Genomic DNA, 22624 nt, shown 5'->3' with positions numbered 1-22624 from the left:
CCCCACCTTTTACTGTATATGATTAGTGCGCGTGATCACCGCGGTTGTATTCATATACCCACCCGATAACGGCGACTGCTACGATAGGCAACGCAAGAATTAGTACCCACCAGGCAATCGCTGCCCCAAGAACAACAATCATGCACGTTAAACCGATCATAAACGGCCACCAAGACCATGGTGAGTAGAACCCATACTCACCAGCACCCTCAGCGATTTCACCCGTGTAGTTATCCATGGGCTGGCTTCCTAGCTTCTTATCAGTAAACATGAGGAAGAAAGCCAAGAAGAAGCACATAAGCGCCGTCACGAGGAGCGCGGGAAACCCGGCCCACTCATCAAAATTGGTCATAAACCCATAAATAATTCCAACAGGAATAAAGAATATACCAAGGTACAGGAAGACCTTCCCGAGAACTTTCACGGCTTACTCTCCCTTCTGTGCTGCAAGAGCTGCAGCGGCAACATCATGATTCGTTGAAAGCTCGGGATGATGTAGGTCTAGAGCCGGGCGTTCGGAACGGATACGAGGCAATGCAGTAAAGTTGTGGCGGGGCGGAGGACAAGAAGTTGCCCATTCGAGAGATCCACCGAATCCCCAGGGATCGTCTACCTCGACTTTCGGAGCATACCGAGCAGTAATGTAAACATTCCAGAACCAGGGAATCATTGAAACGGCAAGAATCATGGATCCAACAGTTGAGAATTGGTTCATCCAGGTGAAACCGTCCTCGGGCAGATAGTCAGCGTATCGACGAGGCATCCCATCAACGCCAACCCAGTGCTGAATCAAGAAGGTCGCGTGGAACCCGAAGAATACCAGCCAGAAGTGAATCTTACCGATCCGTTCGTTGAGCATCTTGCCAGTGAATTTTGGCCACCAGAAGTAGAATGCACCAAACATACCAAACACAATGGTTCCAAAAATCACGTAGTGGAAGTGTGCAACCACGAAGTAAGTATCCGAGATATGGAAGTCTAGAGGCGGAGTAGCCAAGATAATACCCGTCAGACCTCCAAAGAGGAAGGTTACTAAGAATCCATAGATCCACAATAACGGAGTTTCAAACGTAATGGACCCCTGCCACATAGTCCCAATCCAGTTGAAAAACTTCACGCCGGTTGGAACACCAATCATCATGGTCATGAACGAAAAGAACGGAAGCATAATCGCTCCAGTTACGTACATATGGTGCGCCCACACAGTTACAGACAGACCCGCAATAGCAATAGTCGCTGTAACAAGACCTTTGTAACCAAAAATGGGTTTACGTGAGAATACAGGGATAATCTCCGAAGTCACGCCGAAGAAAGGTAGCGCAAGCACATACACCTCAGGGTGCCCGAAGAACCAGAACAAGTGCTGCCAGAGTACCGCTCCCCCATTTTCCGGATCAAAAATATGTCCTCCGAATCGGCGATCCATACCTAGAGCAAACAAAGCGGATGCCAGAGGCGGGAAGATCATAATAATCAAGATTGAAGTAATCAGAGTTGCCCACGTAAACACAGACATACGCCACATAGTCATGCCAGGAGCGCGCATTGCCACAATTGTAGTAATGAAGTTAACCGCACCCATAATTGTGCCGAATCCCTGCAAAGCAAGACCAAAGACCCATAAATCACCACCGACAGACGGACTATAAGTAGTGCTATTTAGTGGGACGTATGCAAACCAGCCGAAAGAGGCTGCACCTTGCGGGGTAATAAAACCTGCAATCGCTACTAGCGACCCAAAAAGGAAGAACCAGAAAGCCAATGCGTTTAAGCGCGGGAATGCCACATCGGGAGCACCAATTTGGAGCGGGATAAGCACGTTCGCCAAACCGGTGAACAAAGGGGTGCCGAACATGAGGAGCATAAGGGTACCGTGCATCGTAAAAAGCTGGTTAAATTGCTCCTTCGTCTGCAGGATCTGCATACCGGGCTCAAAAAGCTCGATACGCATCAGCAGAGCCATAGTTCCGCCCATACAGAAGAAGATGAAGGCAGAGATCAGGTACATGTACCCAATGGTTTTGTGGTCCGTGGAAGTAATCCAATTGACAAAGATGCGTCCCTTGGACTTAGGAACCACGCGCGGCGCAACAGCCGTTGCACTCTCAGTTGAATATTCGAGGGTAGTCACGTCTATTTCACCCCTTTATTGGTTAGCGGGACGCGGAGTCGCGTTCTGGTTGGGATTACGGTTGTATTCGTCCCCAGCGATACCCTGATTCTCGGGATTTTGCTTAAGGGAATTGATGTAGTTGTCGTAGTCTTCCTGTGAGACCACCTTGACATTAAACAACATCTCAGAGTGGTACTCACCGCAAAGTTCAGCGCATTTACCCTTATAATCACCAATTTCTTTGGTAGTGATATGAATATGGTTCGTCATACCAGGGATCGTATCCCGTTTCTCCAGGAAAGCCGGAACCCAGAACGAATGGATCACATCACGCGATTTGAGGACTACATCAACATTTGAGTTAACGGGCAAATAAAGCGTTGGAAGTTCTGCTTCTTTACCTGGTGAGCCATCAAGGTGAGCTTGTACACCAGTTACATGCACATTTTCATCTGTGTAGTTGAAATCCCAGGCCCATTGTTTGCCATATACTTCAACAGTGACCTGTCGATCGGCGCCAGTTTTAGGACCAGTTACTTGACGCTCGACTCGGTCTGAAAACGTAAACATACTGACGATCAAGACAACTGGAACGAAAGTATAAAAAATTTCCAGAGGCAGGTGATAGCTGAGCTGACGAGGATAGCCACTTTCGTTCTTACGCCTACGGTAAGCAATGATGCACCATAGCATCAAACCCCAAGTAATAAGACCGACAACAAGAGCTGCGCTCCAAGTACCTACCCAGAGATGCATGAGGTTCTCGGCATTATCAGTAGCCGGATGCCCAGCTTTTGTGGGTAACCAGCCTACAGCTGCCCTATCCATTGAACAACCAGTCATCAGCAGCGTCGCTGTAGTCCCGAGGCCAACAAGACTTGCACGCTTACGACGACTGCCGGTTCGATATTGCGAACTCACAGACGGCCCTTCCTGTTCTTGCAGTGTGTGCTAGTGCTCAGGTCTACAGGTAAACCTGAGGCAATTATAAAAAACTTATCCCTTAGAGCTTACCGCGAATTCTGCTCTTACGGTGACACTCTGTCACTGAAATTGTGAGTTTCCTGGAAAATTACTGAATTTTAACGTAACAGAACCCCTAAAGTTGGTTTTTTAGGGGTTCTGTTATATTGATGCTCCTAATGGAAGGAGTCGCCACAGGCACATGACCCTGCCGCGTTCGGATTATCAATTGAGAATCCTTGTTTCTCAATCGTGTCTTCAAAATCAATAGTTGAGCCATCTAGATATGGGGCACTCATTTTATCTACGATAACCTGCACACCGTCATAATCACGTACTGCGTCACCATCAAGTACTCGCTCATCGAAGTAGAGCTGATAGATTAGCCCGGAACAGCCACCGGGCTGTACAGCAATCCGGAGGCGCAAATCGGTACGTCCTTCTTGTTCGAGCAAAGTACGTACCTTATTCTGAGCAACTTCAGTAAGGTTAACCCCGTGTGTTGGTAGCTCAGTTACAGTCTCAGTCATGTTTGTCCTTTCCTGACAATATTCCCCTTCGTAAAGTCAGATTACGCTGTCCTACTTCTTCACGACAACAGCGGACTCACAAGTTCACTAGAGGCATCAAGGTCTCTTACGTCCAGAATACCAACTTTGTAGAATTCTGTACTTAGTGTGTGAGGTATATTCCTTGAGTTGCTTTCCTTTCCTAATCTACTTACTCCTGCTGAGAGCACTCAATATCAGTGCCTCCGCTAAAATTCCTCGTTTAAAATCAGGTACATACAGCGATTCGTTGGCGCTATGTGCCCGGGTATCTGGGTCTTCAACACCAGTTACTAGAATCTGGGCGTCGGGGAAGTTCTCCTTCAAATCCGCTATAAAAGGTATTGAGCCTCCCATTCCTGTCTGCACAGGAGATATACCCCAAGCTTGAGCCATTGCTGACAAGGTGATTTGAGCTCCATCCTGCTCAACATCTGTGGCAAAGGGTAACCCTGAGTCGACAGGAGTATAGCTAACTTGCGCGTTATAAGGTGCATGCTTCTTTATATGGTCTGCCAGAACTTTGTGCGCATTCTCGGGAGAATCACCAGGAGCCAAACGGACACTAATACGTGCCCGCGAAGTAACAGCAAGGGTATTTGAAGAATGGGCAATTGACGGAATATCCATACCTATAACGGAAAGTGCAGGTTGCTGCCAGAGCCGAGATGTAATTGATCCATATCCTGCTAGAGACATCTGGTCTAAGATTCCAGAATCTGCGCGGAATTTATGTTCAGGGTATTCGACTTTAGGGTCTTCACCACGGTACAGACCTTCTACAACAACTGCACCTTCGTCATCATGAAGAGTACCCAGCAAACGGGCTAATACCGTATGTGCGTCTAGAAAAGGACCTCCAAAGATACCAGAGTGCACTGCGTGATTACCAGTTCGAACTTCAATATCCCCGCTAGCTACGCCACGTAATGAGGTAGTTAATGCCGGAACTCCAGCTCGCCAGTTGGCAGAATCTGCTACCACAATATAATCAGCGGCTAGGTCCTTCTGGTAGGCATCTAGGAATTCGCGGAAAGAGGGTGACCCTGCTTCTTCTTCTCCTTCGATAAAGATCTTTACGCCAACATTGAAATCATTGCCTAATACTTCCGATACTAAACGGAAAGCCGCCATATGGGTGATAACCCCTGCTTTATCGTCTGCAGCACCGCGGCCATAGAGGCGAGCGCCTTTCTGAACTGCGGTAAACGGGTCAGTTTCCCACTGCGTGTTATCGCCAGGAGGCTGTACATCATGGTGAGCGTATAACAGGATTGTGGGATACCCTGAAACAGCTGGTTTAGTGGCAATTACCGCTGGCATACCTTGATGTGCCTCCCCCGTTTCATCGTGGTACGACGCAGAAAGGATTTTTACCTCTTGAAAACCTGACCGTTTCGCAAGCTCGTACACAGCTTCAGCGCTTCGTTGGACCTGAGCTAGATCAAAAGCTTCCCACGCGATAGATGGGATAGAGACTAGATCCTTCAGCTCAGTGAGATATTCATCAAAATGGGCTTCAAGCGCCTCTGTGAGCGCATCATGTTCTGGGAATTTATGAGGAAAATAGGCCATGCGTCTAACAATACGCTTTATACAGGGGTGGCGCATACTTTTTATTTTTGGTCTTGGTATTCGGCGTAGGCAATTATTTTTGGTTATTCTAGTAGGGTGTTTGGTCGTAAAAAAGGTAAGGCTCCGCAGGAGGCTGCTGTCGAGCCTGAAGAAGAGAAACAGCATGAGGTTCCTGAGAACTCTAAGTTCACGCCGAAGAAAGGGCGTCCTACACCGTCTCGTAAAGAGCAGGTTGCGGCGCGAAGGAGGCCTATAGTCGGTGCTGATCGTGGCGCGGCGAAGACTGCTGATCGTGAGGCTGCTGCTGAGCTTAGGGCACGGCAACGGGAGGCTATGCGTACTGGCGATGAGAAGTATCTGCCGATAGTGGATAAGGGGCCTCAGCGGCGGTACATTCGCGACTATATTGATGCTCGCCGGAATCTGGGCGATATAATGCTTATTTTGCTCATTGTTTTTCTTGTTGCGTCGTGGGTCGTGAGCGGTTTTGGCGTAGCTGCTGCTCCTGTCTACTACGGGACTATGTATGGCATGTATGCTCTGATGCTGTTGTGGGTTATTGATTACTGGTTGATGTGGCGCAAGCTTAAACAGATGGTTATTGCTAAGTTTGGCGAGGTACAGCGTGGTAGTGGTATGTATGCATTCAACCGTGTGATGATGATTCGCCGGATGCGGCGACCTTATCCTCTTGTTAAGTATGGGGAGTATCCAAAATAGATACTGTGTCTTTAATGATTTCTGGGGGGTGGGAAACCGTGTTTGGTTTCTCACCCTTTTTGTGAGGTTTATTTTTGGCGCGAGCGACGGATTTTGTAGAGTCCTCGGTTGATGTGGGCGGCCCATAAGGGGCCTTCGTAGAGGAAGGCGGTATATCCTTGGACGAGGTCTGCGCCTGCGTCTAGTCGTTCTTGTACGTCTTGGGCGTTGGTTACTCCTCCGACGGAGATGAGGGCTAGTTTGTTGCCTATTTCTTTCTTGAGGAGGTGTAGGACTTCGAGTGATCGGGTTTTAAGTGGTTCTCCTGAGAGTCCTCCTGCGCCTATAGCGTTAATTTTTTCTTTGGTGGTGTGGAGTCCTAAGCCTTCGCGTGCGATTGTGGTGTTAGTTGCGATGATCCCGTCAAGCTTTAGTTCTTGGGCTAGGCGAGCGACAGCTGTTATGTCTTCGTCTACAAGGTCTGGAGCAATTTTAACGGTGAGAGGCACATGGCGGTGGGGTGAGACTCGGTTTGCTTCTTCTCGTACGGCTTGTAGGAGTGGGCGGAGTGTTGCGATGGATTGCAGTGTACGTAGTCCTGGGGTGTTGGGGGAGCTTACGTTGACGACGAGGTAGTCTGCTTGTGGGGCTAGGGTACGTGTTGAGATTAGGTAGTCTTCTATGGCGTTTTCTAGTTCTACAATCTTTGTTTTTCCGATGTTGACGCCGATAATGGGGCGCTTCTCGGGACGGTATTCGGTTTCTAGATCGGCACGAGCTGATGCGACTCGGGGTCCTGCGGCTGCGGCACCGTCGTTGTTGAATCCCATACGATTAATGACTGCTTTATCTTCGATGAGGCGGAATAAACGTGGTTGTGGGTTACCAGGTTGTGCTTGTCCGGTGATGGTGCCGATTTCGACGTGTCCGAATCCTAGTCCTGCAAGGGCTGCGATACCTTTCCCGCCTTTGTCGAAGCCTGCGGCTAGTCCGAAGGGTGAAGGGAAGGTGAGTCCCATGGCTGTGGTGCGGAGGCTGGGATTGGGTTGTAGGTAGCTTTTGAGGATGCGAGTAATGCCTAGGTTTTTAAGGGTTTGTACTCCCCAGAAGCCGATGTGGTGTGCTTTTTCGGGATCCATGCCTGCGAAGAAGATTTTGAAGAAGGTTGGGTATAGTCGCATTGTTTGCTCCTTGTGGTGTGGTGTTAGCTTTTGGGGCTGGGGATTTTGTCGGTGGCGCCTCCGTAGCGGCGGTCGCGGCTGGCGTATTCTTCGACGGCTTTATAGAGGGTTAGGCGGTCTACATCTGGCCAGAGTACGTTCATGAAGACGAATTCGGCGTAGGCGCTTTGCCAGAGGAGGAAGTTGGATATTCGTTGTTCGCCTGATGATCGGAGGAAAAGGTCGACGTCTGGTAGGTCTGGTTCGTCGAGGTATTTTTGGAAAGTTTTTTCTGTGATAGAGGAGGGTTTGAGGATGCCTGCTTGTACGTCTTGTGCAATAGTTGCAGCTGCGTCTGCGATTTCTGCGCGTCCTCCATAGTTGACGCACATAGTGAGGGTGCAGGTGGTATTATTGATAGTTTCGCGTTCGCATTGTTCGAGTTGTGAGATGACGTTTTTCCAGAGTTTGGGGCGACGTCCTGCCCAGCGGATACGTACTCCCCAGGATTTGAGGGTTTCGAGTTGCCGGTTGAGGACTTCGGTGGAGAAACGCATGATGAAGGATACTTCGCTGGGTGAGCGTTTCCAGTTTTCTGTGGAGAAGGCATAGGCGCTGATATAGGGTATGCCCATTTCTATGGCTCCTGCAACGATGTCGAGGAGGGCTGCTTCGCCTGCTCGATGTCCTTCGTTGCGTGGGAGTCCGCGTTCGTTGGCCCAGCGTCCATTGCCATCCATGACAACGGCAACGTGTTGAGGGATGAATTTTTTGGGTATGGGGGGTGGGGTTGTTCCGGAGGGGTGTGCCGGTGGTTTTTGTGGCATGGGATTCTTTCCGGGTTGATGGTGTGTTACTACAGTATTTTACCGTGTTTGATGGTGTTTTTAGGTTTCTAGTTCGAGGTAGGTGAGGGTCTTGAGGGGGGTTTCGAGGTAGTTTTGAGTGGTGTGTAGGGTGAGGTTGAGTATTTTGCGTGCCGCGAGAGGTGAAGCGTTGTCTATGGTGTCCCAGTTCCCTTTATAGAGGGCTTGTATATAGTTATATTCGGTGGGTGTTATGGGTGTTGTAGGGGTGTCATTTTGGTGGGCGCAAGTTTTGCAGAGGGTTCCTGTTATGCCATGTGTACCTGCTGGGTGGTACCCAGTGGTGATGGGTTGATTGCAGTATGTGCAGGTGTCAGTGAAGATGAGCCAGCCTGCGAGTTTCATGGCACGTAAGATATAGCTTGTGAGGATGCGCTGTGGTGTGTGTTTGTTATGAGCTAGTGTGGCGATTGCCCCGTGAGTGAGGTGGTAGTGTGGGTTGGTGTCGTGAGGGGTACTGTTGGTGTTGAGTGTCTCTGCGATTTCAGCGATGGTGTTTGCGGCGGTGTAGGCGTTGTAGTTACCCATGAGAGTCGCTGTATAGGCATGTATGGTTGCGGTTTGGGATATGGTGTGGAGATTTGTTTTGCCTCGGGTGAGGGATATGTCGGTGTGCATATAGGGTTCTAGCCGAGCACCGAATTTTGAGTTTGGTTTGCGGATTGATTTGGCAACGGCGTGGATGACTCCGTTGTTTTGGGTGAGCATGATGATGATGCGGTCTGCTTCGCCTAGGTTTTGGGTGCGGAGGATGAGAGCGTGGTCTCGGAAGTGTTTTGGGGTGCTCATGGTTTTATGTTTGTGGTGCGTGAAGAGAAACCCCGCATTCTGGCGGGTGGCTAGGATGCGGGGCCTGAGGGTTTGGTTGTGTGGTTAGTTTTTTTCGTATTCGATATCGTCGTCTTCGTCGTCGGTGTCGGTGAGGAATTCGTCGAAGTTTTCGTCGTCATCTCCGTAGACGCTAAGGGGTGTTACTTCGTTATGTACTTCGAAGAGGGCGTTTTCGTAGGCTTCGAAAGCGTTTGCAATTTCGACATAGGCTTCGTCGATTACGGGGTCGTGTTCGCGGGTGCGGTGGGCGACGGCGTCAAGGTGTGTTTCGAGGGCGTCGAGTAGACGAGTGAGTTCGGTGCGGGGGTCAGTGCTCATGTGTCTAGTCTACTATCTTTTATGGCTATTGTGGTTGGAGAGCGTCATATTGTGAAGGTATGACAAACGCGTACCCAGTGTGTTTGGGCACGCGTTTAGAAGGGTGTTTTAGGAATGTTCTTTAGAATCCTAGGGTTTCCAGGGATGCGCGGATTGCTTCTGCGGAGGCGCGTAGCTTATTGTGTTCTTCGTCGTTCATGGGAACGCTGAGGACTCGCTGTACGCCTTCGTAGTTTACGACGGAGGGTAGGGACAGTGCTACGTCTTTGAAGCCGTAGAGTTCGCCTGCTGCAATGGTGGAGATTGGCAGTACGGCGTTCTGGTCTCGGAGGAAGCCTTCTGCAATTCGTGCCGCGGAAACACCGATGGCGTAGTTGGTGGATCCTTTACCTTCAATGACTTTATAGGCTGCGCGCATCGCTTCGTGCGCTAGTTCTGCACGTACTTCTTCAGTAAATACTTTGGTGCCGTTGTATTCCCAGTCAATGAGGGGTACCATGCCGATGTTAGCTGCCGACCAGACAGGGAACTCCGAGTCCCCGTGTTCGCCAATGATATTTGCGTGAACGCTCTTGATGGAGACTCCGGCTTTGCTGGCGACGAGCCAGCGCAGTCGAGAAGAATCGAGTACGGTACCAGAGGATAGTACTCGGTGTGAGGGTAGCCCGGTGATCTTCTGGGCGACAACAGTGAGTACGTCGCAGGGGTTGGTAACCAGCATGTAAATTGCGTTGGGTGACATTTCCATGAGGTTTGGCAGTAATTTTTCGAGGATGCGTACGTTTGCTCCTGCGAGTTCGAGGCGGGGCTGCCCGGGCTCTTGGCGGGCACCTGCGGTAATGATAATCATGTCGCAGTCACGCAGGATTTCGAGGTCGTCTCCGCCGGTGAGCTGCGCTTCATGGGCGAACATAGAACCGTGGGCGATATCGAGGGCTTCAGCGTGTGCTCGTTTGCCGTCAATGTCGTAAAGGACGATTTCATTTGCAGAGCCACGTAGGGTTGCTGCGTATGCGGTTGCAGACCCGACACCGCCTGCGCCGATGATGCCGAGTTTAGTGGTAGATTTTACGTTGTTCATTGGGTCGCCGCCCTGTCTTGGGGTTGTTGATTTGTCTGATATGTGGGCAGAAGCACGGAGCGTCTTCTGAAGTTCCCATTATCTATTATGCCTTGTTCTTTGGGGTTTATGTTGGTTTAGTTGCTCTTTTCACGATTTTTTATGTGAGTTTTTACTAGAAGACCATATTTTTCTCCCAAGAAGCCATATAAGGGCTTTATGACTTTTTGATTAATATCACATAATTTAACCCCTATTTCTGGGGGGGGGACCTCCCAAGCCCAAACACATCTAGAGGAACTCACAGCTAGAATACTGATGAGTAGTTTTCGTACCTTGTCTGGTAGTGGGCTACAGTTTGGTAATTTTGGTGGGTTTATACGATATTTGGGCTGAAACTACACGTTTATGTCATATAAAGTATTTTTTCTATGTTTCCTAGTAAACATTGGCATGGAAGAGTAGCGTTATAGATGTAGGCTATTGAGCCTGCGCTTAACTAACCTAGTGCTGTAACAGGTCGGTTTGCGTGATAACAACAGAGTATTCAGCACTAGGCGCATCATATAGAGCCTCAAAGGTAAAGGAGTCTATCCCATGAAGGCAGCTCGTTTCTACGACCGTAATGACATTCGCATTGAGGACATACCCACCCCCGAAGTACAACCCGGTGAAGTGTTGGTCAAAGTAGCATGGTGTGGTATCTGTGGCACTGATTTGCACGAGTATCTTGATGGACCTATTTTCTGCCCTAAACATGGGCATCCGCATCCAATCTCAGGAGAAGATTCTCCTGTAACCCTTGGTCACGAATTCTCAGGCATCGTAGAAGCTTTAGGCGAAGGCATTTCCGATCTTGAAGTCGGAGATCATGTTGTGGTTGAGCCATACATTATTGCAGACTCTGTAGATGTCGGCCCAGATTCAAAGACCTATCATCTTTCTAAGAACATGAACTTTATTGGTCTTGCTGGTCGTGGAGGCGGACTATCAGAGAAGGTATCTGTAAAACGCCGTTGGGTTCACAAGATCTCTAAAGACCTTCCGCTAGATGAAGCTGCACTGATTGAGCCTTTGAGCGTCGGTTATCATGCAGTTGAGCGCGCCGGAGAAATCAAAGACGGTGACTTTGCGCTAGTTACTGGTGCTGGTCCCATTGGCCTGCTTACCTCCGCCGTACTTAAAGCTAAGGGGGCTAAGGTCATTATCTCTGAGCTGTCCTCACTACGCCGTCAGAAAGCATTGGATTCTGGAGTTGCAGACTATGCCTTCTCCCCTGCTGAGGTTGATGTCCTAGCAGAAATTCATAAGCTGACCGATGATAAGGGTGTAGACGTAGCCTTTGAATGCACCTCTGTACAGCCTGCACTAGACCTCATTCTGGATGCACTCAAGCCTACCGGTAAAGCCGTGATCGTATCAATCTGGGGTAAACCAGCATCGTTGGATGTTCAGAAGGTCGTGCTTAAGGAGCTTGATATTCGAGGAACCATTGCATACGTGAACAGCCACCCGGAAACTATCAAGCTTGTAGAGTCAGGCAAGATTAACCTCAAGCCGTTCATTACTGACAGGATTCCTCTTGAAGACCTCATTGACAAGGGATTTGATACATTGATTAACCACAACGAGACTGCCGTAAAGATCCTCGTCACTACCGATCCGCAGCTTTTGCCCTAGGTAACTTTCTTGTAGCCTTACAGGCAAGTCGCGAGCGCCTTATATTCTGTCTGTCAGAGTATAGGGCGCTCAATTATTTGCGGAAAAGTGAAATAGAAAAGGGCCTCTGATGTTTATCAGAGACCCTTTATAATGTGCGCGAGGGGGGACTTGAACCCCCACCCTCTAATACGAGGACTAGCACCTCAAGCTAGCGCGTCTGCCTATTCCGCCACCCGCGCAGGTTACCTTTGAGAGGGCTTTGCCTGCTCAAAGCAACAAGTAATACTATACGGTTGGCAAGTACAAGCAGGCAAATCTATATAACGTGTTATCCGTCACTTTTAAACATTTAGTACTCCCCATGTTCCTTTCTAGTAACATACAGTACAGTGTTCGGGTCACGTCCCTGAAGTACCGCATGTGAGAGTTTAGAATAGAAACTATGAATAACGAGAACCTCTCACGCGAAGAAGCTGCAGAACGGTCAGCGCTCATTACCGTAGACTCATATCATGTTCACCTTGATTTAACCCATGCCAAGGATGAAAATTTCGAGACATACCCTACAGTTACAACCGTCAAGTTTAAATCCCGTAAGTCTGGTGCCCAGACTTTCATTGATTATATTCACCACTCTATCGATTCTGTTAGGCTTAATGGCACGCAGCTTGAACTCAACAAGGTTGTTGATGGCTCACGCATCATGCTGCCCGAGCTTGCCGAGGAAAACGAACTTACTGTTCACGGGCGCTCATACTATTCACGATCGGGAGAAGGTCTGCACCGCTATATTGATCCTTCGGATGGGCGTGTATATCTTTACACCCAATATGAGCCCGCCGATTGCCGTCGTGTATTCCCCAACTTTGAGCAACCCGATCTGAAGGCTGTTTTTAATTTCCGAATCACAGCCCCACGAGATTGGGTTGTCAGCTCGAACGGGGTTCTAGAATCTGAGGTGTCCGACCCGACTGACTCAAATATCGTTAAGCGCGTTTTTGCTCCTACCGAGCGAATTTCTACCTACATTACCGCAGTGTTAGCAGGTGAATACTTCACAGTCACCGATACCTATAAACCCCAGAGTATTACTAACAGCGGCGATATTCCTTTAGTGGCGTACTGCCGCCATTCTCTAAAGCCCCATTTTGACTACAATAATATCTTCCGAGTCACTAAGAACGGCTTAGATTTCTTTCAGGATCTCTTTGACTATCCCTACCCTTACCCGAAGTACGAACAGGCGTTCGTACCCGAATATAACATCGGCGCGATGGAGAACCCCGGTCTCGTAACATTCACTGAGGATTTCATTTTTGTCTCTGGTGCTACCGAAGATGATCTTGAAGGTCGCGCAAACACTATCTGCCATGAGATGGCACATATGTGGTTTGGAGATCTTGTCACTATGAAATGGTGGGATGATCTCTGGCTTAAAGAGTCATTTGCTGATTTCATGGGTGCTCTAGGTGCTATTGAAGCTAATGGTTTTAACGATGCTTGGGTAACATTCGCGAATCACCGTAAATCTTGGGCATATCTGCAAGATCAGCTTCCTACGACGCATCCCATTGTCGCGGATATACCTCATTTGGAAGCTGCAGCCCAAAATTTCGATGGCATAACTTACGCCAAGGGTGCCTCCACCTTGAAGCAGCTTGTTTCCTATGTAGGCTTTGATACCTTTATCGAAGCGGCACGCGTCTATTTCAAACGTTTTGCTTGGGGGAACACCTCGCTTCAAGACTTCCTTGATGTACTTAATGAGGTTTCAGGTCGCGATATGCAGACCTGGTCTCAAGCGTGGTTACAGACTTCTGGTCTATCTACCCTCGGTACTCGACGTGTTTACCGCGAAGATGGTAAGCTCCAGGATTTGTACCTCACTCAGCAGCTACCCGACATTCAGCCAGCCGGTATCGGTCGCCCGCATGTGGTAAAGCTTGAAACTTTTATCCTTCAAGAAGAAAAACTTGTCTCAACAGGCACTCTCTCCCTTGAATACCCTGCCGATCCTATCGCAGAGTATCGTGTCTCTTTGCCCCAAGAGCATAAGAAGACTGTAGGTGAAGCTGACTTACTTATGCTCAATGCAGAAGACCACACCTACGCAAAAATCATGCTCACCGATGAGGATGGTCTTCAAGCGGCAATTGCAGGAGTATCCACTCTTGAATCATCTCTTTCTCGCGGTCTTATCTGGGGATCTCTCTGGGAAAGCGTGCGCGATGCCCGACTTCCCGTTGCCACTTTCGTAGACGCGGCAGTACGGAACGTATCCCGTGAGAGCAGTGCATCTCTTTTGGGAAGTATGGTGTCGAACAGTCAAAACGCTATTACTAATTTTGGTGCCCCCAAGTCTCGACAGCCTTTGTATGATGCTCTCTATGAGTCTTTCTCGAAAGCGCTCGCTGCCGCCAAACCTGGCTCCGATACGCAGCTCATATTGCTTCGGGGGCTTATCTCTATTTCTTCCTACTCAACTCAAGGTGAAGATCTCTGCCGCGATATCGCCCGAGGGGCTTTTGAAGATACTGTGGGAGATATTGCCGATGCGACTGGTATCCCCTACGATCAGAATCTTGGGTGGAGTGCTTTGGGTACCCTGGCGGGGCGTAACCTTGTTACTGTTGCTGATTTAGACCGAGCTGCACAGTATAATCCGTCATCAATCTCAAAGAATGGCTACGCATATGCGATAGCGGCTATTCCTGATGCCGACCACAAAGCAGCCGCTTATAAACGCATCATGGAAGACTCTTCATTATCCAACGACGCCTTGACCTCAACAGCAAATGGTTTCTTGCGAGGGGATGTTGAGCTGCGGACTCCTTACTATAAGCCTTTCTTCGATTCGCTCCTATCAATGTGGGACACCCGTTCCATTGGTATGGCCACTCGTATAGTTCGCGGTTTATACCCCCGTTCGCTCTACAATTACGGATCCGCTGAAGGAACCGGGGTTAGCGATAATCCTTCAGTTGCTCTAGCCCAAGAATGGTTACACAAGAATCCATCAGCCCCCTCCGCACTACGTCGGCTCATTTTGGAGGCACAAGATAATGCGCATCGGAATATGATCGGTCAGCAATTCAATAGTTCTTTATCCGACTAGCACTTTCTAGGCATTACAGCCTGGTGCAGTATCTCTTCTTCACGCCGCTGTACCGGGCTGTAGCCTGTCTATAGATTTCATTAACGTGAAGCAAGATTTTGACCACATTCATCAATTCCTTAAACGTCACCCAAAAGTTACTTTACGTGTAGGGTACTAGTTATTCCCAAAAACGTGAGAGAATTAGAACATATTCATCACCACCTAAGGAGTTTGCTTTGGTCGATTATGCTCTCGGCGACCGTGGAACCCTCACAATTGTCACCGACAACTACTATGAGGCTGAGACTCTACAAGTCTTTCAAGAGCTCCATGTCAACCGTGAACAGTCCTGGCAAGGCAAGGCTCGCCTTGTTCCAGAACCTGATAACCCCTACGAGGCAAACAGCATTGCTGTATACGTCGGGGATCATAAAGTGGGACGTTTAAGTCGTGACGATTCTGCAAACTATTGGAACGCGATTACCCGCGTTGTTGCTTCCGGTTTCTCTCCTACAGCACAGCTGCAACTCAATGCTATTGCTCTACGAGCTGATAGCGGACCGCACATTAAAAGTGTAGGAAAACTCTTTCTGTCGTCACCGACCTTGCTGTTTCCTCTCAACCATGCCTCAGCGCGAGCAGCTATTCTTCCTCAAGGTCCTTCAATCAAGGTGCTTGACGAGAGTGGACACGCTGAATATCTTCACAGTATTTTGCCGCCGACAGGTGAAGGACGGGTAATTTTAAGACTTGAAGTACAACAGGTTAAAAACCCAGATGGGCATATGGTCAGTTCGGTAGAAGTTTTCCATGAGGATACCCATGTAGGACGTTTAAGCTCCCAAATATCAGAACAGTTTATTCCTGTCATTGAACATGCTGCGAAACATGACAAACTCACCAATGTCTGGGGCACGATACGTGGTAATAGGCTCGAGCTTTCATTAACTATTCAGGCGGTGCGGTCAGAGAATATCCCAGAACAGTGGTACAAAGATTTACCCAACGATGTACCTGAACTCCTACCTGAGGCCAAGAAGTATGAGGTTCCTGATGCTTTTGTCCCAGCTGAAGCGGAAAACACTCAAGGGAAGCATATTCTTCCTCAGAAGATTCGCGGATTTATAACCTCTGTTGCAGGAAAAAACGGAGTCAGCGAGGCGATCACGGCACACGAAGTTATCCCAGAGAAAACAGCTAAACCTGTATCTTTCGATGATCTTCCTGAAGAACACACACGCCTGCTTACCCTCGTCAAAATTATAGGTATAACCCTTCTTATAGTTGGCTTAGCAATTGCAATTTGGCGTGTTCTTCTTGGAGTCCTCATAGCAATTATGGGTGGCGCTCTCTACTCGGTCGCTCTGTATTTTGGTCGTCGGTTACTCAGACTGGCTGCAGAAGAACATGCATCCCAGACTGTTACCGTAACTCCTATACCAGCTAGAACACACGTGCAACATTAATAGAGCGTTATACGGATAAAATTTGGGGTAGTCAGTACGTCAGATACTGTGCTGACTACCCCAAATTTTATCTGCAGGGTCTATAGACCCGTATATAGACATACCTAGTCAGACCCATAAGTATTCATAAAATCCTGCATACGATCAGCTTTCAAAGCCTCCGTTAACGAATCAACAGCAGGCTGATTAATAATAATGATTGACTGACCATCATAAGACCAGCCAGGGCCTGCGTTAGGAAGCGTCGTCATATGTAAAGCAGCCGAGCCACCATTAATGACAGGTGCCGCAATTCGAAGAATCTCACCAGAACCTAAACCACTATCAACCTTGACGTAGCCGCTAAAGGCATCCACCATATTCTTAAAATTAGTGATGTTACCCAAAAACCCCTGTTTTTGGATGGTCGTATAGAGTCCACGTAAATATGCACGTTGATTACGTACACGCTGATAATCACCCGATGCAAAAGAATACCGCTCACGCACAAACGCTAAAGCAGTGCTGCCATCCATATGCATGGTACCCGGTGTAAAGTTCCAAACGCCTGTTTGGAAAGCAAAAGGAACTTGAACATCAACGCCACCTAGAGCGTTAGTAAGCCCTTTAAACCCATCAAAGTCTATTTCTGCTACATGGTCAATCTTGACACCAATTAGTTGTTCAATGGTCTCAATTTGTAAGCTAATGCCTCCATAGTTGAGAGCTGCATTCACCTTCGCGTTTCCATACCCGGGGATGCTTACCCACGAATCACGCATGATAGAAACTAAATAAACACCTTCCCCGTTTTTAGGAATGTGCATCAGCATAATAGTATCTGCCCGAGCCCCACTAACTGTTGCAGCTTCTTGCCCTGAACGTTGATCGCTACCAAGAAGAAGAATATTAGTTCCTTCGCCTTTTACGACCTGACGCGTCTTACCACCCTCTAAGGAGTCAAGAATTCCGTTACCATTCTTGTCAAGGTCATTAGCAAGAGAATCTGCCGTTTTACCATCGGGACCCACAATATTTGGATCATTATTCGGGTCTCCCAGGTTTTTTCTTAAAGAGTCTAAATCTCCTTGTGAATTCGTAATGGAATCAAATTTTTGAGTCTTGGAGTCCCAGGTATGCCCAATGCTCCACAGGTAAATCCCCACTCCGATGATAAGAGTAAGAATAAGGATAGCAAGAATAATTAGCACCCGTTTAAGAGTCTTTCGACGGGGTTTTTCAGCGAGCGCTTCGCTCATGGGTTTGTTTCCTTCGAGTGATGTGATAACGGCATAACCCGCATAAGAATACCGCTACAAAGTGAGTTACCTTCACATTGTAACGGTAGAAAATAAAAACACACCCCGTATCAGATTTTTAATCTATATTACGGGGTGTGTTCTTTATTGCATTCTACGTTTTACGCTTTCTTACCAAAGTTTGCAAAACGTGCGTTGAAGCGTTCGACGCGACCTGCGGAGTCCATGATACGCTGCTTACCGGTGTAGAACGGATGCGACTCAGAGGAGATCTCGACCTCAACGATGGGGTATTCGTTACCGTCTTCCCACTTCTCGGTTTTATCCGAAGTCATCGTGGAACGAGTCAAGAAAACTTTACCGGATGCAAGGTCACGGAATAGTACCGGACGGTACTCCGGGTGGATATCTGCCTTCATGCTTAATTACCTTCTTCTGTCACTGGATTTTGCCAGTAACCCTAAATAGATGGAGTAGGTTTTACGATGCACGCAGAGCGCACCATAGACCGGCTTAAAATGCACAGCCAACCACCAAGGATACCACCTTTAAAGAGGTAACGCTAGGTTCTTAGAGGGCTTGTTGTTACGAACGCAGCCTCGTTTCCCAAAACGCAACAGCTGACGCAGCTGCCACGTTCAAAGAATCGACGCCGTGGGTCATGGGAATCATAACCGTGTGTTTTGTCTGCGCCAATGTATGCGGTGAGAGTCCGTGTCCTTCTGTTCCTAGGATTAAAGCTAACTTCTTATCCTGGCGTGCTGAAAGTTGCCCCAAGGTAAGAGAGTCCTCATCTAGTGCAAGTGCGGCACTTTCAAATCCGTGCTCGTGTAGAATTTCCAGGTCTTTTGGCCAGCGGGTAATTCTGGCCCAAGGTACTTGAAATACAGTTCCCATAGAAACGCGGATAGAGCGCCTATACAGCGGGTCAGCGCATCGTGGAGTAATTAAAACTGCGTCTACGCCTAGCGCCGCTGCGGAACGAAATATAGCCCCAACATTCGTGTGGTCAACAATATCTTCTAAGATTGCGACGCGGTGAGCTCCGTAAATAATATCTTCTACGGTTTGAGGAGCAGGGCGCGCCATTGCTGCTAAAGCTCCGCGATGTAGATGAAAGCCAGTTATTCGTTCAAGTTCTTCTTCCGATCCTACAAAGGCAGGAATATTATTATACTTCGTCAGTACATCGGAAAGATCATCTGCCCATTTCTCGCTCATAAGGAATGAGAGGGGACGGTGTCCTGCATGCAAAGCACGCCGTACCACTTTTGATGACTCCGCAATATAAATACCCCAGTCAGGTTCGAGGGCAGAACGTAATCTCACATCAGTTAGGTGGGTATAATAACGAAGTGTTTGTTCAGGCGCTTGAGCTAATGGCACCACAGACGATATTGCGTACACTCGTTCTGCCCGCGCTTGCAGTTCTTGGGGTGATAATTGTTTCTTCTTCATAAAGATACTACTGGGTCAAAACTTACTCCCACCACGTATGTATGGTGGGAGCAGGATAAAGCTTAGCGTTTAAAAGCGCTGTAGCGCCCTGTAGAAGTGGCTGTTAAAGCTAGATCCATCGCATATGTTAATGCAAGATTATTTTCTGTGATGGTCTGAACGATAGGTCCAGATGCTACCACACGACCGTCGCGGAGCATGAGAGCGTGTGTGAAGCCTGCAGGAATTTCTTCAAGATGGTGTGTGATGAGTACAGTAGCCGGTGCGTAAGGATCAACGGCGAGTGTTGTAAGCCTCTCTACCAAATCTTCGCGTCCAGCGATATCCATACCGGCCCCAGGTTCATCAAGTAATAGGAGTTCGGGGTCGGTCATGAGAGCGCGTGCGATAAGAGCACGTTTGCGCTCGCCATCGGAAAGTGAACCGAATTGACGCTCTGCCAAAGCATCTACGCCCCAGTCTTGAAGAAGCTCATGGGCGCGATCGCTGTCAAGGGCGTCGTATTCCTCTTTCCAACGTCCTGAAACAGCATACGCGGCCGTCATGACAGCATCAGAAACTTTCTCTCGGTCAGGGATCTGGGCGGCGGTTGCTCCCGAGGACAACCCGATGCGCGGGCGAAGCTCAAAGACATCAACAGAGCCAAGAGTCTCGTCTAAGATCTCTACTTGTCCGACTGTGGGGTGCAAACGCGCTGCTGCGACCGATAAAAGTGTTGATTTTCCGGCACCATTTGGACCCAATACAACCCAACGTTCGCCTTCATTGACAATCCAGGAAACGTTATCGAGAATATTGCGACCGCCGCGCATGACGCTCACGTTTTGAAGATTAAGTACAGTGCTCATGGTTATTCTCTTCTACGATATGATCTCTACCTATGTGGGAAGGAGCAAACCCTTTGGGGTCCTACTTCTTCGCTCTATACGTACTTCTAGTCGATGAACCCGCGGGCTCCACCGACCAGCTCAACGTGTCCAGTCTGAACATCTGCGGTAACCATGGCTGCTACCTCGTGGGCAAACTCGTTGACAGTGTAGAGCCTACCTGCTGCCTCTCGACGATATTCGAGAGCCCCAGGATGCAGGCGGTTAAGCAAAGTTGCAGTCACAGTCCCTTCAATCATGTCAGCTGATACGACGACAAGTGAAATTCCTTTCTCAGTGAGCGCAGGTATTTCGGCGATGAGCGCATCTTCCCCTGCTCGTTTGGACTCTGCAACCGACTGGTATTCTGCCAGGGTTTCAACTTCGCGGATAAAGTGTGCCTGGTGACTGGTGACGAAGACGATGCGTCCTCCGTTGGGCATTTTTTCGGCTGCAAGTCGTGCAAGGTTAAGCTGTGCATCTCGGTTGAGACGCATTGCGTAGTCTTCACCCATACCAGTTTCCATACCGCCCGATGCATTCAAGATGAGATAGTCCAAGGAGCCGTAGGTTTCGATAACAACATTCACAAGGTTTGTGAGGTCTTCAGACTTAGTTACGTCTGCTTGTACGGCGGTCGCGTGTCCGCCAGCTTCTTCGATAGCTTTGACGACCTTATTGGCTCGAGGGGCTTTGGAGCGATAGTTAACTATGATGTTTGCCCCTTGAGCCGCTAGGATTTGGGCAGTATCTGCACCTACACCTCGTGAAGACCCTGTGATAATAATGGTTTTACCGGCGAGCTGTGACATACATTTTCCTTTGTTGGTTCTGTGCTTTCTGAAAGTAAGACGTTTATAGCATGTGATAGGAAGAACCTAGTGTCCCATACCTAGACCGCCGTCTACAGGGATAACGGCGCCTGAGATGTAATCTGCCTCTGACGAAGCTAACCAGCGAATAACCCGGGCTACCTCAGCAGGGTCGGCAAAACGTCCTGCCGGGATAGTTTTCAGGTAATTCTCTTTGGTTTCCTCAGGCAGGCTATTGGTCATATCGGTGTTAATAAATCCCGGTGCTACAACATTTGCCGTAATATTTCGACCTCCGAGCTCACGGGTGATAGAACGAGCCATACCAACAAGAGCCGCTTTAGACGATGAGTAGTTAACCTGTCCTGGAGAACCATATAGCCCTACGACAGAGGAGACGAGGATAATACGACCTCGTTTGAGTTTGATCATACCTTTGATCGCACGCTGTGCTACACGAAAAGAACCAGTGAGGTTGGTATCGATAACATCCATGAAATCCGTTTCCTTCATGCGCATAAGCAGCATGTCACGAGTAATACCCGCATTCGCCACAAGGATTTCTACAGGACCGTATTCCGCTTCAATAGTTTTAAAAGCTTCATTAATGCTGTCTGTGTCTCGGACGTCAGCTTTAACAGCAAAGAACTCTGTGGGCGCTTCCCCGCTACGGTAGGTCACACAAACATTGTGCCCTGATGCCTTAAACTCCTGCGCGATCTTGTAGCCGATACCACGATTACCACCGGTAACAAGAACGGTCTTGGGGGTGTTATCACTCATTATTTTCCCTATAAATTTGGGGTTACTGGTCATACCTATTCTAGCCCGTTATCTATATGATGTGGTGAGCATCTGTTCTTGCAACACTTAACACCATAAGGAATAGAAGGTTTAGACTAATCAGTACAGGTAATTACCACCGTGTGAATCGAAGCTAAAACGTCTATCATAGAGAGTTCGTTACTGTAATTCTGAGGGAGGTGTGTCAATGACTGCTGAAAAGCACTGGACAGCCGAAGACCTCGCGGCCCATGGTTACTACTTATCTACAGTTGATGTCGCAGAACGATTTGAAGACTCTTTAGTGACATACGAAATCAGTAATGCTTCTGCTCCGTTATCGGAGCGTGTAGATAAACGTGCTCGAGACTACATCCTCAAAATGGCGATTCGTGTAGTTTGTATTGTAGGCGCTGTATTTACAGATGGTACCCTGCGCTGGATATGCGTCGCAGGTGCAGTACTGTTGCCTTGGGTGGCCGTAGTACTTGCGAATGGTGAGTCAAAACAGGAATCGAGTGGATTTACTGCCTATTTGCCTGAGCATCATCGGCGAGCTTTAGAAACAGGAGCAGCGTCGAATACATCTACTGCAGATAATGAGTCCGACGCCTCTGAGAACTCTCATTGCTACGCACAAGATGCGGATTCTTCGTCGCCTTATAATCGGACCGATGTCATAGATATTTCTGAAATATAGTTTCAACAGGCATAAATACCGTTACGCGCAATATAAAGATGGAGGTGTCAGTGGATCTTCTGGGCTCTTTAGCGGGGAGCTCATCCCCTAGCTTAGATATTTGTTCACGTAAAGGCTGCCACAACGAGGCAACATACCAGATTCTCTGGAATAACCCAAAGGTTCATACTCCTGAGCGCCGCAAGATCTGGTTGGCTTGTCATGAGCACGTTCAATGGCTTGAGAATTATTTACGGGAGAGGGAGCTTTGGAAACAGACCCTACCGTTTCCCCAAAAGTCCTAGCTTCATAAACTCTATTTCAGCCATAGTTTAGATAGGGATGTAAGCGCCATATCACTGTATTGTCCGAGCGTTCTCCCCTACCATAAGTAATACAGGTACACCACCATCTCTATATACACATCTAT

General features: G+C 48.4%; 22 protein-coding genes and 1 tRNA gene. 6 read left to right on the top strand and 17 right to left on the bottom strand.

The genetic code is table 11. From position 1 onward, the window contains the following. Nucleotides 1–22: 22 nt before the first annotated feature. The 5 genes from HMPREF2625_RS08405 to HMPREF2625_RS08385 all read right to left on the bottom strand — a co-directional run bounded on the left by HMPREF2625_RS08405 (nucleotide 23) and on the right by HMPREF2625_RS08385 (nucleotide 5199). The gene (locus HMPREF2625_RS08405; protein WP_070523905.1) at nucleotides 23–424 is read right to left on the bottom strand and encodes a cytochrome c oxidase subunit 4; all 402 of its coding nucleotides are present in this window, start codon (nucleotides 422–424) and stop codon (nucleotides 23–25) included. Nucleotides 425–427: 3 nt separating this feature from the next. Continuing rightward, nucleotides 428–2131: an aa3-type cytochrome oxidase subunit I gene (ctaD, locus tag HMPREF2625_RS08400; protein WP_004004657.1), complete on the bottom strand. Its 1704-nt coding sequence runs from the start codon at nucleotides 2129–2131 to the stop codon at nucleotides 428–430. A 15-nt stretch (nucleotides 2132–2146) separates the two neighbouring features. Continuing rightward, nucleotides 2147–3034: an aa3-type cytochrome oxidase subunit II gene (gene coxB / locus HMPREF2625_RS08395; RefSeq protein ID WP_013399060.1), complete on the bottom strand. Its 888-nt coding sequence runs from the start codon at nucleotides 3032–3034 to the stop codon at nucleotides 2147–2149. Between the two features lie 218 nt (nucleotides 3035–3252). Continuing rightward, nucleotides 3253–3606 (bottom strand): HesB/IscA family protein, encoded by a 354-nt coding sequence (locus tag HMPREF2625_RS08390; RefSeq protein WP_004004655.1) that lies wholly within the window; start codon nucleotides 3604–3606, stop codon nucleotides 3253–3255. A gap of 186 nt (nucleotides 3607–3792) precedes the next feature. Then, complete coding sequence (locus HMPREF2625_RS08385) at nucleotides 3793–5199, bottom strand: dipeptidase (RefSeq protein WP_070523902.1); 1407 nt, start codon at nucleotides 5197–5199, stop codon at nucleotides 3793–3795. A gap of 96 nt (nucleotides 5200–5295) precedes the next feature. Between HMPREF2625_RS08385 and HMPREF2625_RS08380 the strand changes: the two genes are divergently transcribed. Beyond that, nucleotides 5296–5919 carry a DUF3043 domain-containing protein gene (locus tag HMPREF2625_RS08380; protein WP_004004653.1) on the top strand — a complete coding sequence of 208 codons (624 nt, stop codon included), beginning with the start codon at nucleotides 5296–5298 and terminating at the stop codon, nucleotides 5917–5919. 68 nt (nucleotides 5920–5987) lie between these two features. Here HMPREF2625_RS08380 and HMPREF2625_RS08375 read toward each other — a convergent pair whose 3' ends face one another. The 5 genes from HMPREF2625_RS08375 to HMPREF2625_RS08355 form a co-directional block, all read right to left on the bottom strand. Continuing rightward, entirely contained in the window at nucleotides 5988–7079 is a 1092-nt protein-coding gene (locus HMPREF2625_RS08375) for a quinone-dependent dihydroorotate dehydrogenase (protein WP_013399057.1), read from the bottom strand. 23 nt (nucleotides 7080–7102) lie between these two features. Next, nucleotides 7103–7885 (bottom strand): isoprenyl transferase, encoded by a 783-nt coding sequence (locus tag HMPREF2625_RS08370; protein ID WP_070523899.1) that lies wholly within the window; start codon nucleotides 7883–7885, stop codon nucleotides 7103–7105. Nucleotides 7886–7945: 60 nt separating this feature from the next. Next, nucleotides 7946–8713, bottom strand: coding sequence for a DNA repair protein RecO (gene recO, locus HMPREF2625_RS08365; protein ID WP_070523895.1), 768 nt, complete (start codon nucleotides 8711–8713; stop codon nucleotides 7946–7948). A gap of 84 nt (nucleotides 8714–8797) precedes the next feature. Continuing rightward, nucleotides 8798–9073 carry a hypothetical protein gene (locus HMPREF2625_RS08360; RefSeq protein WP_004004649.1) on the bottom strand — a complete coding sequence of 92 codons (276 nt, stop codon included), beginning with the start codon at nucleotides 9071–9073 and terminating at the stop codon, nucleotides 8798–8800. A gap of 121 nt (nucleotides 9074–9194) precedes the next feature. After that, a complete protein-coding gene (locus tag HMPREF2625_RS08355; RefSeq protein ID WP_004004648.1) occupies nucleotides 9195–10154 on the bottom strand; it encodes an L-lactate dehydrogenase in 960 nt (319 codons plus the stop codon). Between the two features lie 576 nt (nucleotides 10155–10730). On the opposite strand from HMPREF2625_RS08355, the gene HMPREF2625_RS08350 reads away from it, so the two are divergent. Then, on the top strand, nucleotides 10731–11813 hold the full coding sequence (locus HMPREF2625_RS08350; RefSeq protein ID WP_070523892.1) for a 2,3-butanediol dehydrogenase: 1083 nt from the start codon (nucleotides 10731–10733) through the stop codon (nucleotides 11811–11813). 135 nt (nucleotides 11814–11948) lie between these two features. On the opposite strand, the gene HMPREF2625_RS08345 is transcribed toward HMPREF2625_RS08350, so the two are convergent. Further along, nucleotides 11949–12034: transfer RNA gene (locus HMPREF2625_RS08345), tRNA-Leu, on the bottom strand. Nucleotides 12035–12237: 203 nt separating this feature from the next. Here HMPREF2625_RS08345 and pepN point away from each other — a divergent pair. Together pepN and HMPREF2625_RS08335 are read left to right on the top strand one after the other, a co-directional pair. Next, a complete protein-coding gene (pepN, locus tag HMPREF2625_RS08340; protein WP_070523888.1) occupies nucleotides 12238–14910 on the top strand; it encodes an aminopeptidase N in 2673 nt (890 codons plus the stop codon). A gap of 218 nt (nucleotides 14911–15128) precedes the next feature. Further along, nucleotides 15129–16358, top strand: a complete 1230-nt coding sequence (locus HMPREF2625_RS08335) for an HIRAN domain-containing protein (RefSeq protein WP_070523885.1) — start codon at nucleotides 15129–15131, stop codon at nucleotides 16356–16358. Between the two features lie 104 nt (nucleotides 16359–16462). Here the strand turns inward: HMPREF2625_RS08335 and HMPREF2625_RS08330 are convergent, their stop codons facing one another. The 6 genes from HMPREF2625_RS08330 to HMPREF2625_RS08305 form a co-directional block, all read right to left on the bottom strand. Then, nucleotides 16463–17596: an LCP family protein gene (locus HMPREF2625_RS08330; RefSeq protein WP_004004644.1), complete on the bottom strand. Its 1134-nt coding sequence runs from the start codon at nucleotides 17594–17596 to the stop codon at nucleotides 16463–16465. 161 nt (nucleotides 17597–17757) lie between these two features. Continuing rightward, the gene (locus HMPREF2625_RS08325) at nucleotides 17758–18015 is read right to left on the bottom strand and encodes a type B 50S ribosomal protein L31 (RefSeq protein WP_004004643.1); all 258 of its coding nucleotides are present in this window, start codon (nucleotides 18013–18015) and stop codon (nucleotides 17758–17760) included. A gap of 166 nt (nucleotides 18016–18181) precedes the next feature. Next, a complete protein-coding gene (locus HMPREF2625_RS08320; protein WP_013399049.1) occupies nucleotides 18182–19054 on the bottom strand; it encodes a TrmH family RNA methyltransferase in 873 nt (290 codons plus the stop codon). Between the two features lie 62 nt (nucleotides 19055–19116). Then, nucleotides 19117–19902 (bottom strand): ABC transporter ATP-binding protein, encoded by a 786-nt coding sequence (locus HMPREF2625_RS08315; protein ID WP_070523882.1) that lies wholly within the window; start codon nucleotides 19900–19902, stop codon nucleotides 19117–19119. Between the two features lie 86 nt (nucleotides 19903–19988). Next, the gene (locus HMPREF2625_RS08310) at nucleotides 19989–20732 is read right to left on the bottom strand and encodes an SDR family oxidoreductase (RefSeq protein ID WP_070523879.1); all 744 of its coding nucleotides are present in this window, start codon (nucleotides 20730–20732) and stop codon (nucleotides 19989–19991) included. 66 nt (nucleotides 20733–20798) lie between these two features. Next, nucleotides 20799–21515 (bottom strand): beta-ketoacyl-ACP reductase, encoded by a 717-nt coding sequence (locus tag HMPREF2625_RS08305; protein ID WP_070523876.1) that lies wholly within the window; start codon nucleotides 21513–21515, stop codon nucleotides 20799–20801. A gap of 208 nt (nucleotides 21516–21723) precedes the next feature. On the opposite strand from HMPREF2625_RS08305, the gene HMPREF2625_RS08300 reads away from it, so the two are divergent. Further along, nucleotides 21724–22215 (top strand): DUF3099 domain-containing protein, encoded by a 492-nt coding sequence (locus HMPREF2625_RS08300; protein WP_050749203.1) that lies wholly within the window; start codon nucleotides 21724–21726, stop codon nucleotides 22213–22215. Nucleotides 22216–22265: 50 nt separating this feature from the next. Continuing rightward, nucleotides 22266–22499 carry an acetone carboxylase gene (locus HMPREF2625_RS11090; RefSeq protein WP_080513836.1) on the top strand — a complete coding sequence of 78 codons (234 nt, stop codon included), beginning with the start codon at nucleotides 22266–22268 and terminating at the stop codon, nucleotides 22497–22499. Nucleotides 22500–22624: the final 125 nt, after the last annotated feature.

The organism is Rothia sp. HMSC064D08 (assembly GCF_001809525.1).
Lineage (GTDB): Bacteria > Actinomycetota > Actinomycetes > Actinomycetales > Micrococcaceae > Rothia > Rothia dentocariosa.
The sequence above is the reverse complement of the archived record's forward strand: the minus strand, read 5'-3'. Positions and strand labels throughout refer to the sequence as shown.

Bases quoted from the DNA above. Each gene is read 5' to 3' on its own strand.
- HMPREF2625_RS08390 (WP_004004655.1), bottom strand. From the start codon at position 3,606: ATGACTGAGACTGTAACTGAGCTACCAACACACGGGGTTAACCTTACT.
- HMPREF2625_RS08385 (WP_070523902.1), bottom strand. From the start codon at position 5,199: ATGGCCTATTTTCCTCATAAATTCCCAGAACATGATGCGCTCACAGAG.
- HMPREF2625_RS08375 (WP_013399057.1), bottom strand. From the start codon at position 7,079: ATGCGACTATACCCAACCTTCTTCAAAATCTTCTTCGCAGGCATGGAT.
- HMPREF2625_RS08370 (WP_070523899.1), bottom strand. From the start codon at position 7,885: ATGCCACAAAAACCACCGGCACACCCCTCCGGAACAACCCCACCCCCC.
- recO (WP_070523895.1), bottom strand. From the start codon at position 8,713: ATGAGCACCCCAAAACACTTCCGAGACCACGCTCTCATCCTCCGCACC.
- HMPREF2625_RS08360 (WP_004004649.1), bottom strand. From the start codon at position 9,073: ATGAGCACTGACCCCCGCACCGAACTCACTCGTCTACTCGACGCCCTC.
- HMPREF2625_RS08355 (WP_004004648.1), bottom strand. From the start codon at position 10,154: ATGAACAACGTAAAATCTACCACTAAACTCGGCATCATCGGCGCAGGC.
- HMPREF2625_RS08350 (WP_070523892.1), top strand. From the start codon at position 10,731: ATGAAGGCAGCTCGTTTCTACGACCGTAATGACATTCGCATTGAGGAC.
- pepN (WP_070523888.1), top strand. From the start codon at position 12,238: ATGAATAACGAGAACCTCTCACGCGAAGAAGCTGCAGAACGGTCAGCG.
- HMPREF2625_RS08330 (WP_004004644.1), bottom strand. From the start codon at position 17,596: ATGAGCGAAGCGCTCGCTGAAAAACCCCGTCGAAAGACTCTTAAACGG.
- HMPREF2625_RS08325 (WP_004004643.1), bottom strand. From the start codon at position 18,015: ATGAAGGCAGATATCCACCCGGAGTACCGTCCGGTACTATTCCGTGAC.
- HMPREF2625_RS08320 (WP_013399049.1), bottom strand. From the start codon at position 19,054: ATGAAGAAGAAACAATTATCACCCCAAGAACTGCAAGCGCGGGCAGAA.
- HMPREF2625_RS08315 (WP_070523882.1), bottom strand. From the start codon at position 19,902: ATGAGCACTGTACTTAATCTTCAAAACGTGAGCGTCATGCGCGGCGGT.
- HMPREF2625_RS08310 (WP_070523879.1), bottom strand. From the start codon at position 20,732: ATGTCACAGCTCGCCGGTAAAACCATTATTATCACAGGGTCTTCACGA.
- HMPREF2625_RS08305 (WP_070523876.1), bottom strand. From the start codon at position 21,515: ATGAGTGATAACACCCCCAAGACCGTTCTTGTTACCGGTGGTAATCGT.
- HMPREF2625_RS08300 (WP_050749203.1), top strand. From the start codon at position 21,724: ATGACTGCTGAAAAGCACTGGACAGCCGAAGACCTCGCGGCCCATGGT.